The sequence below is a fragment of the Burkholderia metallica genome (genome assembly GCF_001718555.1).
Taxonomy (GTDB): domain Bacteria; phylum Pseudomonadota; class Gammaproteobacteria; order Burkholderiales; family Burkholderiaceae; genus Burkholderia; species Burkholderia metallica.
The window spans coordinates 555635-568263 of sequence record NZ_CP013401.1; the positions used below are offsets into that span (position 1 = coordinate 555635).

Here is a 12629-nt window from a genome sequence, read left to right on the forward strand (position 1 = left end):
TCAAGACTGCCGCGACGTCGAGTACGAGCACAACCCGAGCAGGCTTTCCTTGTACGTCGAATCGGGGAACGCGGCGATCGCCGCTGCGGCCGCCTGTGCTTCCTGGCGTGCGCATTCGAGCGTGTGATCCAGTGCGCCCGAGCGCGTGATTGCTTCGAAAATCGTGTCGAAGCGATCGGTGCCGCCCTGTTCGATCGCCTCGCGCGCCAGCGCCGACTGTTCGGGCGTGCCGCGTTCGATCAGATGGATGAGCGGCAGCGTCGGCTTGCCTTCGCGAAGGTCGTCGCCGGCGTTCTTGCCCATCGCCTCGGCGGTGCCTGCGTAGTCGAGCCAGTCGTCCATGATCTGGAATGCGGTGCCGATCCGGCGGCCGTATTCGGCGGCGGCGGCTTCGGTCGGCGCATCGGCGCCCGCGAGTACCGCGCCCAGGCGGGCGGACGCCTCGAACAGCTTGGCCGTCTTGTAGCGGATCACCTGCATGTAGCGCGTTTCGTCGACGTCCGCGTCATGCATGTTCAGGAGCTGCAGCACCTCGCCTTCGGAAATGATGGTCGTCGCTTCGGACAGGATCTCCATCACGCGCATCTTGCCCACGCCGACCATCATCTCGAACGAACGCGAATAGAGGTAGTCGCCTACCAGCACGCTCGCCGCGTTGCCGAACAGCGCATTGGCGGTCTGGCGGCCGCGGCGCAGCTCGGATTCGTCGACGACGTCGTCGTGCAGCAGCGTGGCCGTGTGGATGAACTCGACGACGGCCGCCAGCACGTGCCGCTGGTGCGACGTCTCGCCGAGCGCGCCGGCGACGAGCAGCAGCAACGCCGGACGCAGCCGCTTGCCGCCCGCACCGATGATGTACTCGGCGATCTGGTTGATCAGCAGCACGTCGGACGCGAGGCTTTGCCGGATAACGCGATTCACCTGCTCCATGTCACTGGTGATCGGAGCGAGCAGATGGGCGGCGCTGAGGGTGGGGGAGGCGGTGGACGACGACATGATGATGGAATTGGGTGATGCCGCGGATTATAAGTCGAATCCGCGATATCCCGGTCTGTCACGCGTGCCGCGGCTGCGAATTTGGCCGTTCGGCCGAGGCCCGCGCGCGGCAATCGTCGATCGGTTTTGACTTGGGTGCTAACCCCATGTATAATCACGTGTTTTCCGCGCGTGGTGTGCGGAAAAATTGGATCCAGAGTGAGGTTCTCAATGTACGCGGTCATAAAAACCGGCGGCAAGCAGTACAAGGTTGCCGTTGGCGAAAAACTCAAAGTAGAACAGATACCGGCTGACATTGACGCTGAAATCACGCTCGACCAGGTTCTCGCAGTGGGCGAAGGCGAATCGATTAAGTTCGGTACGCCGCTGGTCAGTGGGGCTTCCGTCAAGGCCACCGTTGTGTCGCACGGTCGTCATGCCAAGGTCACCATCTTCAAGATGCGTCGCCGGAAGCACTACCAAAAGCACGGCGGCCACCGCCAGAACTACACTGAGCTGCGCATCGACGCGATCAACGCGTAAGCGCCTCGGTAAAGGAGCAATCAGATGGCACACAAAAAGGCAGGCGGCTCTTCCCGGAACGGCCGCGACTCCGAGTCGAAACGTCTCGGCGTGAAAGTGTACGGCGGCCAGGCAATCAATGCCGGCGGCATCATCGTGCGTCAGCGCGGTACGCGCATGCACGCAGGCGAGAACGTCGGCATGGGCAAGGATCACACCCTGTTCGCGCTGGTCGACGGTCACGTCAAGTTCGCGACGAAGGGCGCGGACAAGAAGCATCTGGTCATCGTCGTCCCGGCGGCTGCCTAAGTTCAGGCACCTACGGGCTTCGTAGCCGAAAGGCCCCGCAGTCTTCGCGGGGCCTTTTTTATTGGGTCGCCGGGCGTACATGCGCATCGGCGACCCTCGCGCAACCGGCGTACGATCGGCCGATCGGCAGATTGTTCAAGCGTGCCGGCGCGCGGCACAATAGCGGAAATACTGGGCGGAGTGACGAATGAAGTTCATTGACGAAGCACGAATCGAAGTCATCGCCGGCGACGGAGGCGATGGCAGTGCGTCGATGCGCCGCGAGAAATTCGTCCCGTTCGGCGGGCCGGACGGCGGCGACGGCGGCCGGGGCGGTAGCGTTTACGCGATCGCCGACCGCAACATCAACACGCTGATCGACTACCGTTACGCGAAGAAGCACCTCGCTCGCAACGGCGAAAACGGGCGCGGCTCCGATTGCTATGGCAAGGGTGGTGACGACGTCACGCTGCGCATGCCGGTCGGCACGATCATCACCGACATGGATACCGGCGAGCTGATCGCCGACCTGACCGAGCACGACCAGCAGGTGATGCTCGCGCAGGGCGGCGCCGGCGGTCTCGGCAACCTGCATTTCAAGTCGAGCACGAACCGCGCGCCGCGCCAGAAGACGGACGGCAAGCCCGGCGAGCGTCGCATGTTGAGACTCGAGCTGAAGGTGCTCGCCGACGTCGGCCTGCTCGGCATGCCGAACGCAGGCAAGTCGACCTTCATTTCGTCGGTGTCGAACGCGCGGCCGAAAATCGCCGACTACCCGTTCACGACGCTGGCGCCGAATCTCGGCGTGGTGCGTGTCGGCCCGAGCAAGAGCTTCGTGATCGCCGACATTCCGGGGCTGATCGAGGGCGCCGCCGAAGGCGCGGGCCTCGGCCATCAGTTCCTGCGCCACCTGCAGCGCACCGGCGTGCTGCTGCATCTGGTCGATCTCGCGCCGTTCGACGAAAGCGTCGATCCGGTCGCGGAAGCGAAGGCGATCGTCGGCGAGCTGCGCAAGTACGACGAGGCGCTCTACGAGAAGCCGCGCTGGCTCGTGCTCAACAAGCTCGACATGGTGCCGGAAGACGAGCGCAAGGCGCGCGTCGCGGATTTCCTCGAGCGCTTCGAGTGGGACGGCCCGGTGTTCGAGATCTCGGCGCTGACGGGTCAGGGCTGTGAAGCGCTGTGCTACGCGATCTACGACTACCTCTCCGAACATTCGGACGCGCATCGCGCGGCGGAGGCGGAAGATCTCGCGGCAGACGTGCGTTTCCGCGACGCGCCGCCTGCGAAGGGCGATGCAGCGCCGGACGACGACGCCTGAGCGGTTCCGTCACGCGCCGGGCGTGCCGCCCGGCGCCGGCGTTCAGTCGTACCCGGCCGGGCAGGCATCAGATACAGGAGACAGTGCAGGATGCGTTCGATCATCGCGGATTCGAAGCGATTGGTGGTGAAGGTGGGCTCCAGCCTCGTGACCAACGACGGCAAGGGGCTCGATCATGCCGCAATCGGTCGCTGGGCGGCCCAGATCGCGGCGTTGCGCGCCCAGGGAAAGGAGGTCGTGCTCGTCAGCTCGGGTGCGATTGCCGAAGGGATGCAGCGGCTCGGCTGGAGCAAGCGGCCGCGGGAAATCGACGAGCTGCAGGCCGCGGCCGCGGTCGGCCAGATGGGGCTCGCGCAGGTCTATGAGAGCCGCTTCACCGAGCACGACATCCGCACCGCGCAGATCCTGCTGACGCATGCCGACCTGGCGGACCGCGAGCGCTACCTGAATGCGCGCTCGACGCTGCTGACGCTGTTGCGGCTCGGCGTCGTGCCGATCATCAACGAGAACGACACGGTCGTCACCGACGAAATCAAGTTCGGCGACAACGATACCCTCGGTGCGCTCGTCGCCAACCTGATCGAAGGCGATGCGCTGATCATCCTGACCGACCAGTCGGGGCTGTTCACGGCCGATCCGCGCAAGGATCCGAACGCGACGCTGGTTGCGGAGGCCAATGCGGGCGCGCCGGAACTCGAGGCGATGGCGGGCGGCGCGGGCTCGAGCCTCGGCCGCGGCGGGATGCTGACGAAGATCCTCGCGGCGAAGCGCGCGGCGCACAGCGGCGCGAATACGGTGATCGCGAGCGGCCGGGAGGCCGACGTGCTCGTGCGTCTGGCGGCCGGCGAGGCGATCGGCACGCAGCTGATCGCGCGTACCGCGCGGATGGCGGCGCGCAAGCAGTGGATGGCCGACCATCTTCAGGTGCGCGGCCATGTCGTGCTCGACGCGGGCGCGGTCGAGAAGCTGACGGCCGGCGGCAAGAGCCTGCTGCCGATCGGCGTGATCGACGTGCAGGGCGCGTTTGCGCGCGGCGAAGTCATCGCGTGTGTCGGCCCCGACGGGCGCGAAGTGGCGCGTGGGCTCACGAACTACAGCAGTGCGGAGACGAAACTGATTCACCGCAAGCCGAGCGGCGAGATCGAATCCGTACTCGGCTACATGCTGGAGCCCGAACTGATCCATCGCGACAACCTGGTGCTGGTGTAGTCCTTCGCGGTGCCGGTGCCGGTCGTCAAATGAAAAAGCCCGCGCGATGCGGGCTTTTTCGTGCGGCGGACAGTGTGTGCAGCGCGCGCCGTCAGCGCAACTGGCTCATTGCGGTACGATGAAAACGGATGTTCTCCAGGATCTGCCGGGTCGAGCCCTGCGGCATCTTGTTCGCGCAGAAGTAGTCCTGATAGAGCGCCGAGTGGTAGGCGTTCAACTCGCCGTTCTCGATGCGTCGCCAGTCGTTCTCGACCGTGCGATCCCAGCCGTCGTGTTCCGAATTCAGGCCGGCATACTGGCGCCATTCGTAGGTGTCGCAGCGGATGCCCTCGTAGTTCACGTTGCGCGCGCCGGCCGGGCTCGTGATGACGACGGCGTAGCGCACGACGCCGTCGGTGCCGACCGCGAGCGACTTCGCATCGACGAAGAACTGGAGCGGCGTGTTCTGCGACACGTTGAACGGCAGCAGGTCGGCCGTCTGCGGCAGCGGCGGCAGCGTGTCGACCGTGTTCTCCTTCCAGGTGCCCTGGCGGTCCAGCAGATACACGAACTCGCTGTCATCCTTGTTGGTCGGCGTCTTCGAATTCGCGCAACCTGCCAGCGTGGCCGCCGCGGCAATCGATGCGAGCGCGAGAGCAATCGCTTTCAATATGCATTCCTCGTAAAAAAAGGGCGCGACACCAAGGTCGCGCCCGGTCATGCAGTTCGATTCGTCATTTGCCGACGATCTCGCGGGGCGGCATCTCGTCGAGCGTGCTCGCTTCCACTTCGATCTCCGAACAGACTACCGATGTGTCGACAATCGTCAGCGTTTGCTGGGCCTGTGCGCCGATGACGCGCGGATAGCGCGACACACGCGGCCCGCGCGGCTTCTCGGCTCGCTGCGCCGGGCGGCGCAGGAAGCGCGACAGTTCCGTCAGCGCCAACTGATAGACATCCCGCTTGAACTCGATCACCGCATCGAGCGGCACCCAGTACTCGTTCCAGCGCCACGCATCGAACTCCGGGTGGTCGGTCGCGCGCAAGCAAATGTCGCAATCGCGTCCGACCATCCGCAGCAGGAACCAGATCTGCTTCTGGCCGCGGTAATGACCGCGTACTTCGCGTTTGATGAACTTGTCAGGCACCTCGTAACGCAACCAGTCGCGAGTGCGGCCGATTATCTTGACGTGTTCCGGATGCAGGCCCGTTTCCTCGTGCAGCTCCCGGTACATCGCCTGCATGGGGGTCTCACCGTACTTGATCCCACCTTGAGGAAACTGCCAGGAATGCTCGCGGAGCCGCTTGCCCCAAAACACCTCGTTGCGCGCGTTCAAGAGGATGATGCCGACGTTCGGGCGAAAGCCTTCACGATCCAGCATACAACCACCTTCGAATCCTTTAAAATTGCTTTGATTATAAACAGATAACGGGCGCTGCGCACCGTGACGGAGCGAATCCGCACGGGGGGCACCGGCTGAATTGTCCCTGATTAGTCTGCTACGTCATCTGCGCCATCGTCGTTCGTCGCGCGCAGCTTTTTCACCTTGAAACTTTTTCGGGCGCCCCGCCTGGGGGCGCCGTTTTTGGAACCGTCCGCATGAAAGCTTCCCGTTTCTTTATCGGCACCCTGAAAGAAGCACCCGCCGACGCAGAGATCGTCAGCCACAAGCTGATGGTGCGCGCCGGCATGATCCGTCGTGTCGCCGGCGGCATCTACAACTACCTGCCGGTCGGCCTGCGTTCGATTCGCAAGGTCGAGGCGATCGTGCGCGAGGAAATGAACCGGGCGGGCGCCATCGAGCTGCTGATGCCGGCCGTGCAGCCGGCCGAGCTGTGGCAGGAATCGGGCCGCTGGGAACAGTACGGCCCCGAGCTGCTGCGCTTCAAGGACCGCAAGGACAACGACTTCGTGATCGGACCGACGCACGAGGAAGTCATCACCGACATCGCGCGCAACCAGATCAAGAGCTACCGGCAGATGCCGGTGAACTTCTACCAGATCCAGACGAAGTTCCGCGACGAGATCCGTCCGCGCTTCGGCGTGATGCGCGGCCGCGAATTCATCATGAAGGACGCGTATTCGTTCGACAAGGACGCGGCCGGCCTGAACGAGTCGTATCGCAAGATGTACGACGCGTACGTGCGCATCTTCACGCGCCTCGGCCTCGAATTCCGTGCGGTCGCGGCCGACAGCGGCTCGATCGGCGGCAACTTCTCGCATGAATTCCACGTGATCGCCGATACCGGCGAAGACGCGATCGCCTACTGCCCGACGTCCGACTTCGCGGCGAACGTCGAAGCGGCCGAAGCGCTGCCGCTGATCGCCCGGCGCGCGGCGCCGGCCGAAGCGATGGAGAAGGTCGCGACGCCCGGCAAGGCGAAGTGCGAAGCCGTCGCCGAGCTGCTGGCGATCCCGCTCGAGCGCACGATCAAGTCGATCGTGCTCGCCACCGACAACGAAGGCGCCGAGCCGACCATCTGGCTCGTGATGCTGCGCGGCGACCACGACCTGAACGAGATCAAGGTGTCGAAGCTGCCGGGCCTGAAGAACCATCGCTTCGCGACCGAGCAGGAAATCGTCGAGTGGTTCGGCACGCCGCCGGGCTATCTCGGCCCGGTCGGCACGAAGAAGCCGGTGAAGGTGATCGCCGATCGCACGGTCGCGAACATGAGCGACTTCGTCGTCGGCGCGAACGAGGTCGACTATCACATCGCGGGCGTGAACTGGGGCCGCGACCTGCCGGAGCCGGACGTCGCCGACGTGCGCAACGTGAAGAAGGGCGACCCGTCGCCGGACGGCAAGGGCGTGATCGACATCTGCCGCGGCATCGAGGTGGGCCACGTGTTCCAGCTCGGCACCAAGTATTCGGAAGCGATGGGCGCGACGTTCCTCGACGAGTCGGGCAAGCCGCAGCCGATGCTGATGGGCTGCTACGGGGTCGGCGTCACGCGTATTCTCGGCGCGGCGATCGAGCAGAACTTCGACGACCGCGGCATCATCTGGCCCGAGTCGATCGCGCCGTTCGAGGTCGTGCTGTGCCCGATGGGCTATGACCGCAGCGACATGGTGCGCGAGACCGCCGACAAGCTGTACGCGGAACTCGTCGCCGCCGGCATCGACGTGATCCTCGACGATCGCGGCGAGCGCCCGGGCGTGATGTTCGCCGACTGGGAGCTGATCGGCGTGCCGCATCGCCTCGTGATCGGCGAGCGAGGCCTGAAGGAAGGCAAGATCGAGTATCAGGGCCGCCGCGACGCCGAAGCGACGCTGCTGCCGGCCGATGCGGCCGCGGCGACGGTCGCGGAGAAGATCCGCGCCGCGCTCGCACGCTAAGCGCACCGACCGGGGAACGCGGTGGAATACACCTTCCTGTCGGCCACCGTGCTCCTGGTGTTGATCACCGATCCGCTCGGCAACATCCCGCTGTTCATCTCGGCGATGCGGGACGTGCCGCGCGAGCGGCGCGTGAAGCTGATCCTGCGTGAAGTGGGGATCGCGTTCGTGATCCTGCTGTTCTTCATGCTGGTCGGCGACCGTTTCCTGCGGATGATGAGCCTCACCGACCTGTCGCTGCGGCTCGGCGGCGGGATCGTGCTGTTCCTGATCGCGTTGCGGATGATCTTCCCGCATCCGGACGGCGCGCTCGGCAACGATCCGCGTGCCGGTGGAGAGCCGTTCATCGTGCCGCTGGCGATTCCGGCGCTTGCCGGGCCGTCCGCGCTCGCGACGGTGATGCTGCTGACGTCGCAAGCGCCGGGCAAGATGCTCGAGTGGGTCGGCGCGCTGACCGTCACGATGATCGTCTGCGCGGTGACGCTGGTGCTGGCCGAGCGCATCCAGCAATGGATCGGCGAGCGGACCGTCGCCGCGTTCGAGCGGCTGATGGGCCTCGTGCTCGTCGCGATTTCGGTCGAGATGATGCTGGGCGGCATCCGCGCGTTCGTGCACCAGCTGTAGGGCAAGGCGGCGCGCGTCCGTAAAAAAAGCGGCGCTCCGGGAAACCGGAGCGCCGCTTGCTATTTATATCGTGCGCAGCGGGGCGCTCAGACGTTCGTGGTGAGCGCGCGGATCGTCGGCAGGTTGCGCCAGTAGCCCTTCGCATCCATCCCGCAGCCGAACACGTAGCGGTCCGGCACCGCGAAGCCGCAGAAGTCGGGGTGCAGCGGCTTCGCCTTCGCGAGCGTCTTCTCGCACAGCACGGCCGACATGAAGCGCTTCGCGCCCATGTCGAGGATGCGGTCGCGGATCGCGGCCATCGTCTCGCCTTCGTCGAGGATGTCGTCGAGCACGAGCACGATGCGATCCTTCACCGATTCGCGCGGCGCGACGCGCCAGTGCATCTCCGGGCTGCCCTGCGTCGTGTTGCGGTAGCGGGTCAGGTGGATGTAGTCGAATTCGAGCGGGAAATCGAGATGCGGCAGCAGCATCCCGGTAAACACCGCGGCGCCGCCCATCACCGAGAGAACGAGCGGGAACGCGTCGCCGATCTCGGCGCGGATCGCGTCGGCCATCTTGGAGATCGACGCGTTGACGGCGTCCGCCGAGACGATCTCTTCGGAGTGGCTGAAAATGTGGAGGGCTTCTTCGCGGTTCATGTGTTCTGGCGGGCAGTCGGTATACAAATAAGAATGAAGCAGAACGGCGGGCGCGCGCTACAGCAAAAACCCGCGCGCCGGCCGACGGGCGGAATCAGCGCATGCCGGGCATCATGCCCTTCAGGCCGCGCATCATCTTCTGCATGTTGCCGCCCTTCAGCTTCTTCATCATCGTACGCATCTGGTCGTACTGGTTCAGCATCCGGTTGACTTCCTGCACCGGCACGCCCGCGCCGGCTGCAATGCGGCGCTTGCGCGTCGCCTTGATGATTTCGGGTTTCGCGCGCTCGGCGGGCGTCATCGAGCTGATGATGCCTTCCATCCGGCGGATCGACTTCTCGGCCTGGCCCATGTCGGCGCCGGCCGCCGCCTGCTGGAACTGCGCGGGCAGCTTGTCCATCAGCGACGACAGGCCGCCCATGTTCTTCATCTGGGAGATCTGCGCGCGGAAATCGTTCAGGTCGAAATCGCCGCCCTTCTTGACCTTGTCGGCGAGCTTCTGCGCGGCCTGCACGTCGACGCCGCGCTGGGCCTCCTCGACGAGCGCGAGGATGTCGCCCATGCCGAGGATCCGGTTCGCCATCCGGTCGGGGTGAAACACCTCGAGGCCGTCGAGCTTCTCGGCGACGCCGACGAACTTGATCGGCTTGCCCGTGACGTGACGCACCGACAGCGCGGCGCCGCCGCGCGAATCGCCGTCGAGCTTGGTCAGCACGACGCCGGTGAGCGGCAGCGTGTCGTTGAACGCCTTCGCGGTGTTGACCGCGTCCTGGCCGAGCATCGCGTCGACGACGAACAGCGTTTCGGCCGGCTTCAGCGTGCCGTGCAGCGCGGCGATTTCCTGCATCATCGCCTCGTCGATGCCGAGGCGGCCGGCCGTGTCGACGATCAGCACGTCATGGTAGTGGCGCTTCGCCCAGTCGACGGCCGCGACCGCGATGTCGACGGGCTTCTGGTCCGGCGTGGACGGGAAGAAGTCGGCGCCGACCTGTTCGCTCACCGTTTTCAGCTGCATGATCGCGGCCGGGCGATACACGTCGCACGACACGGTCAGCACCTTCTTCTTGTGCTTCTCGCGCAGCAGCTTCGCGAGCTTGCCGACGGTCGTGGTCTTGCCGGCGCCCTGCAGGCCGGCCATCAGGATCACGGCGGGCGGCGTGACCGCGAGGTTCAGCTCGGCGGCCTTGCCCTCGTAGTCGCCGCCGATCACGGCGGTCAGTTCCTTCTGGACCACGCCGACGAGCGCCTGGCCCGGCGACAGGCTGCTGATCACTTCTTCGCCGAGCGCCTTTTCCTTGACCTTGGCGATGAATTCGCGAACGACCGGCAGCGACACGTCGGCTTCCAGCAGCGCGAGACGCACCTCGCGGAGCATCTCCTGCGTGTTCGCCTCGGTGAGCCGGGCCTCGCCGCGCAGCGTCTTGACGACGCGCGCCATCCGTTGAGTGAGATTGTCGAGCATGGGGAGCGATGGACAGTGGGGCCCGAAGGCGCGGCGGAACCGAATAAAGGGAGCCGTCGCGGGAAGGGGGCCTAGTGTAAACTTCGAACATGGATATTGTACTGTATGCCCTCACCGCATTCCTGTACGGCGGCCTCGCCGTTGCAGGCTGGCGCACGCACCGCCAGGGCGCGACGCCGCTCGTCGCGAGCGTGCCGGCCGTGCCGGTTCCCGCGTCCGCCGCGTCCGGGATGAGCGGGGCCGGCCGCGCGCTGCTGTTTGCCGCGCTCGTCGCGCACGGCGTGCTGCTCCACATGACGATTTTCCCGAACGACGCGATGGTGTTCGGCTTCGCGTTCGCGCTGTCCGCGATGTTCTGGCTCGGCGCCGGCATCTACTGGATCGAGAGCTTCTTCTTCCCGCTCGACAGCCTGCGCCTGCTGGTGCTGCCGCTCGCCTGCGGCGCGTCGCTGCTGCCGCTCGTGTTCGGCGGCGTGCGGGTGCTTCCTTATGCCGCAGCGCCGCTGTTCAAGCTGCACTTCCTGATCGCGAACATCGCGTACGGCCTGTTCGCGATCGCCGCGCTGCACGCGGTCCTGATGCTGATGGTCGAGCGGCGGCTGCAGTCGCTGAGAAGCGGCGGGCGCGAAGGCTCGACGGGCTGGATCGCGAGCTGGCTCGAAACGCTGCCGCCGCTGCTCACGCTCGAGAAGCTGCTGTTCCGCCTGATCGGCGCCGGCTTCGTGCTGCTCACGCTGACGCTCGCGTCGGGCATCCTGTTCAGCGAGCAGGTCGACGCGCGCGCGCTGCGGCTCGACCACAAGACCGTCTTCGCGATCCTGTCGTGGCTGATGTTCGGCGGCCTGCTGGTCGCTCGCAAGACGTCGGGCTGGCGTGGCCGCGGTGCGGCGCGCTGGGTGCTCGTGTCGTTCGCCGCGCTGCTGCTCGCGTATGTCGGCAGCCGGTTCGTTTTCGAGGTGCTGCTGCACCGTTCCGTGGTTTGACCGCAGGTTTCCGATGCGACAGATTCTTCTCCTGATTCTTCTTTTCTTCGCGGGTTCGTGGATCGCGCGCAAGCTGCGCCAGGCCCAGGAGCACGCGCAGGCGCGCACCGGCCGCGGCCCGGGTGACGACGGCATGCCCGGCGCCGGTAGCGCGGGCGCCGCGCGCCCGAACGGCGGCACGCGCTCGCTGCCCGAGCCGATGGTGCGCTGTGCCGAATGCGGCGTGCATGCGCCGAAGGGCGACGCCGTCGCCGCGGGCGGCGACTACTTCTGCAGCGCCGAGCACGCGCAGCGCCACGCCGCGCGTACGAGCGGTCGCGACGCGCGATGAGCGACGCGGTGCCGCTGTCGGTCGACGCGAACGGCTGGGTGCGCGAAGCGCGCCATGCGCCGTCGCCGAACTTCGAGGTGCGGCCCGCGGGCGCGGTGCCGACGCTCGTGGTGGTCCACAACATCAGCCTGCCGCCCGGCGAGTTCGGCGGCGACGCGATCGAGGCGCTGTTCCTCAATCGCCTCGACTGCGATGCGCACCCCTATTACCAGAGCCACCTGCGCGGCGTACGCGTGTCCGCGCACTTCCTGATCCGCCGCAGCGGCGAGCTCGTGCAGTTCGTGTCGTGCGACGAGCGCGCGTGGCATGCGGGCTCGTCCGAGTTCTTCGGCCGGCCGCGCTGCAACGACTTCTCGATCGGCATCGAGCTCGAAGGCGCGGACGACGTGCCGTTCGAGGCGGCGCAGTACGCGACGCTCGCCGCGCTCTCCCGCGCGCTCGTCGCCCGCTATCCGGTCGACGCATTCGCGGGACACTCGGACGTCGCACCGGGCCGCAAGACCGACCCGGGCCCGCATTTCGATTGGCAACGCTTCGCGAGCGATGCCGGTTTTTCCGCCGAATACTTTCCTTTCCGTCAGCACTGATCACGGGGTTTTTTGACCGGAGAAATTTTTTTCTCCGACCAATGCCTTGCCGTGTCTGCGCGCGAGCGATGTCAAGACCTTCGTCTCAAATTATCCGTTTTGACCTCGTCCGAATGTCCACTATACTTGGTGCCAGTTGAGCGGTTCTGTACTAGATATAGTGTGTGTCGCAGGGGAAACCCGAGCGGCGCCGGCCGGCGGCCAACGCCGGCGGACAGGGTTCTCAGGGCGACGTGTCAGGCCGGGCGGTCCGGACGTCGCGATCAGCGCAGCGAACATCGACGGGGCAGGGTATACATGACGAAGCACACGACCGGATCGGTTGTCGCGCATCGACCGAACCGGCTTCCCCGGCGCATCGCTCGCCTCTTAC

Annotated in this window: 14 protein-coding genes; 9 read left to right on the forward strand and 5 right to left on the reverse strand. The window is 65.9% G+C overall.

Annotated elements, in window-relative coordinates:
* A complete protein-coding gene (locus WJ16_RS02525; protein WP_069255698.1) occupies positions 1 to 996 on the reverse strand; it encodes a polyprenyl synthetase family protein in 996 nt (331 codons plus the stop codon).
* Between the two features lie 210 nt (positions 997 to 1206).
* Between WJ16_RS02525 and rplU the strand changes: the two genes are divergently transcribed.
* The 4 genes from rplU (at position 1207) to proB (ending at position 4315) form a co-directional block, all read left to right on the forward strand.
* Entirely contained in the window at positions 1207 to 1518 is a 312-nt protein-coding gene (gene rplU / locus WJ16_RS02530; RefSeq protein WP_006025184.1) for a 50S ribosomal protein L21, read from the forward strand.
* A gap of 24 nt (positions 1519 to 1542) precedes the next feature.
* Complete coding sequence (gene rpmA, locus WJ16_RS02535; RefSeq protein WP_006476999.1) at positions 1543 to 1806, forward strand: 50S ribosomal protein L27; 264 nt, start codon at positions 1543 to 1545, stop codon at positions 1804 to 1806.
* A 187-nt stretch (positions 1807 to 1993) separates the two neighbouring features.
* Complete coding sequence (gene obgE / locus WJ16_RS02540) at positions 1994 to 3106, forward strand: GTPase ObgE (protein WP_069255699.1); 1113 nt, start codon at positions 1994 to 1996, stop codon at positions 3104 to 3106.
* Positions 3107 to 3196: 90 nt separating this feature from the next.
* A complete protein-coding gene (proB, locus tag WJ16_RS02545; protein ID WP_069255700.1) occupies positions 3197 to 4315 on the forward strand; it encodes a glutamate 5-kinase in 1119 nt (372 codons plus the stop codon).
* A gap of 91 nt (positions 4316 to 4406) precedes the next feature.
* Here proB and WJ16_RS02550 read toward each other — a convergent pair whose 3' ends face one another.
* Together WJ16_RS02550 and WJ16_RS02555 are read right to left on the reverse strand one after the other, a co-directional pair.
* Positions 4407 to 5015 carry a CNP1-like family protein gene (locus WJ16_RS02550; RefSeq protein ID WP_069255701.1) on the reverse strand — a complete coding sequence of 203 codons (609 nt, stop codon included), beginning with the start codon at positions 5013 to 5015 and terminating at the stop codon, positions 4407 to 4409.
* A gap of 13 nt (positions 5016 to 5028) precedes the next feature.
* Positions 5029 to 5676, reverse strand: coding sequence for an RNA pyrophosphohydrolase (locus WJ16_RS02555; protein ID WP_069255702.1), 648 nt, complete (start codon positions 5674 to 5676; stop codon positions 5029 to 5031).
* Positions 5677 to 5894: 218 nt separating this feature from the next.
* Here WJ16_RS02555 and WJ16_RS02560 point away from each other — a divergent pair, with 218 nt between their 5' ends.
* Both WJ16_RS02560 and WJ16_RS02565 read left to right on the forward strand, forming a co-directional pair.
* Entirely contained in the window at positions 5895 to 7631 is a 1737-nt protein-coding gene (locus tag WJ16_RS02560) for a proline--tRNA ligase (RefSeq protein ID WP_069255703.1), read from the forward strand.
* A gap of 21 nt (positions 7632 to 7652) precedes the next feature.
* On the forward strand, positions 7653 to 8255 hold the full coding sequence (locus tag WJ16_RS02565) for a MarC family protein (protein WP_040126599.1): 603 nt from the start codon (positions 7653 to 7655) through the stop codon (positions 8253 to 8255).
* An 86-nt stretch (positions 8256 to 8341) separates the two neighbouring features.
* On the opposite strand, the gene WJ16_RS02570 is transcribed toward WJ16_RS02565, so the two are convergent.
* The gene (locus tag WJ16_RS02570) at positions 8342 to 8893 is read right to left on the reverse strand and encodes a hypoxanthine-guanine phosphoribosyltransferase (protein ID WP_069255704.1); all 552 of its coding nucleotides are present in this window, start codon (positions 8891 to 8893) and stop codon (positions 8342 to 8344) included.
* 94 nt (positions 8894 to 8987) lie between these two features.
* Positions 8988 to 10355, reverse strand: a complete 1368-nt coding sequence (ffh, locus tag WJ16_RS02575; RefSeq protein WP_069255705.1) for a signal recognition particle protein — start codon at positions 10353 to 10355, stop codon at positions 8988 to 8990.
* Between the two features lie 89 nt (positions 10356 to 10444).
* On the opposite strand from ffh, the gene WJ16_RS02580 reads away from it, so the two are divergent.
* The 3 genes from WJ16_RS02580 to ampD are packed head-to-tail and all read left to right on the forward strand — an operon-like array spanning position 10445 to position 12256.
* Positions 10445 to 11338, forward strand: a complete 894-nt coding sequence (locus tag WJ16_RS02580; protein ID WP_069255706.1) for a cytochrome C assembly family protein — start codon at positions 10445 to 10447, stop codon at positions 11336 to 11338.
* Between the two features lie 13 nt (positions 11339 to 11351).
* On the forward strand, positions 11352 to 11669 hold the full coding sequence (locus WJ16_RS02585; RefSeq protein WP_069255707.1) for a PP0621 family protein: 318 nt from the start codon (positions 11352 to 11354) through the stop codon (positions 11667 to 11669).
* Positions 11666 to 12256 (forward strand): 1,6-anhydro-N-acetylmuramyl-L-alanine amidase AmpD, encoded by a 591-nt coding sequence (gene ampD / locus WJ16_RS02590; RefSeq protein ID WP_069255708.1) that lies wholly within the window; start codon positions 11666 to 11668, stop codon positions 12254 to 12256. The genes WJ16_RS02585 and ampD overlap by 4 nt, the downstream gene beginning before the upstream one ends.
* Positions 12257 to 12629: the final 373 nt, after the last annotated feature.

Coding starts and splice junctions, on each gene's coding strand:
- WJ16_RS02560 (WP_069255703.1), top strand. CDS start 5,895: ATGAAAGCTTCCCGTTTCTTTATCGGCACCCTGAAAGAAGCACCCGCC.
- WJ16_RS02585 (WP_069255707.1), top strand. CDS start 11,352: ATGCGACAGATTCTTCTCCTGATTCTTCTTTTCTTCGCGGGTTCGTGG.
- proB (WP_069255700.1), top strand. CDS start 3,197: ATGCGTTCGATCATCGCGGATTCGAAGCGATTGGTGGTGAAGGTGGGC.
- obgE (WP_069255699.1), top strand. CDS start 1,994: ATGAAGTTCATTGACGAAGCACGAATCGAAGTCATCGCCGGCGACGGA.
- rpmA (WP_006476999.1), top strand. CDS start 1,543: ATGGCACACAAAAAGGCAGGCGGCTCTTCCCGGAACGGCCGCGACTCC.
- WJ16_RS02580 (WP_069255706.1), top strand. CDS start 10,445: ATGGATATTGTACTGTATGCCCTCACCGCATTCCTGTACGGCGGCCTC.
- rplU (WP_006025184.1), top strand. CDS start 1,207: ATGTACGCGGTCATAAAAACCGGCGGCAAGCAGTACAAGGTTGCCGTT.
- WJ16_RS02550 (WP_069255701.1), bottom strand. CDS start 5,015: ATGACCGGGCGCGACCTTGGTGTCGCGCCCTTTTTTTACGAGGAATGC.
- WJ16_RS02525 (WP_069255698.1), bottom strand. CDS start 996: ATGTCGTCGTCCACCGCCTCCCCCACCCTCAGCGCCGCCCATCTGCTC.
- ffh (WP_069255705.1), bottom strand. CDS start 10,355: ATGCTCGACAATCTCACTCAACGGATGGCGCGCGTCGTCAAGACGCTG.
- ampD (WP_069255708.1), top strand. CDS start 11,666: ATGAGCGACGCGGTGCCGCTGTCGGTCGACGCGAACGGCTGGGTGCGC.
- WJ16_RS02570 (WP_069255704.1), bottom strand. CDS start 8,893: ATGAACCGCGAAGAAGCCCTCCACATTTTCAGCCACTCCGAAGAGATC.
- WJ16_RS02555 (WP_069255702.1), bottom strand. CDS start 5,676: ATGCTGGATCGTGAAGGCTTTCGCCCGAACGTCGGCATCATCCTCTTG.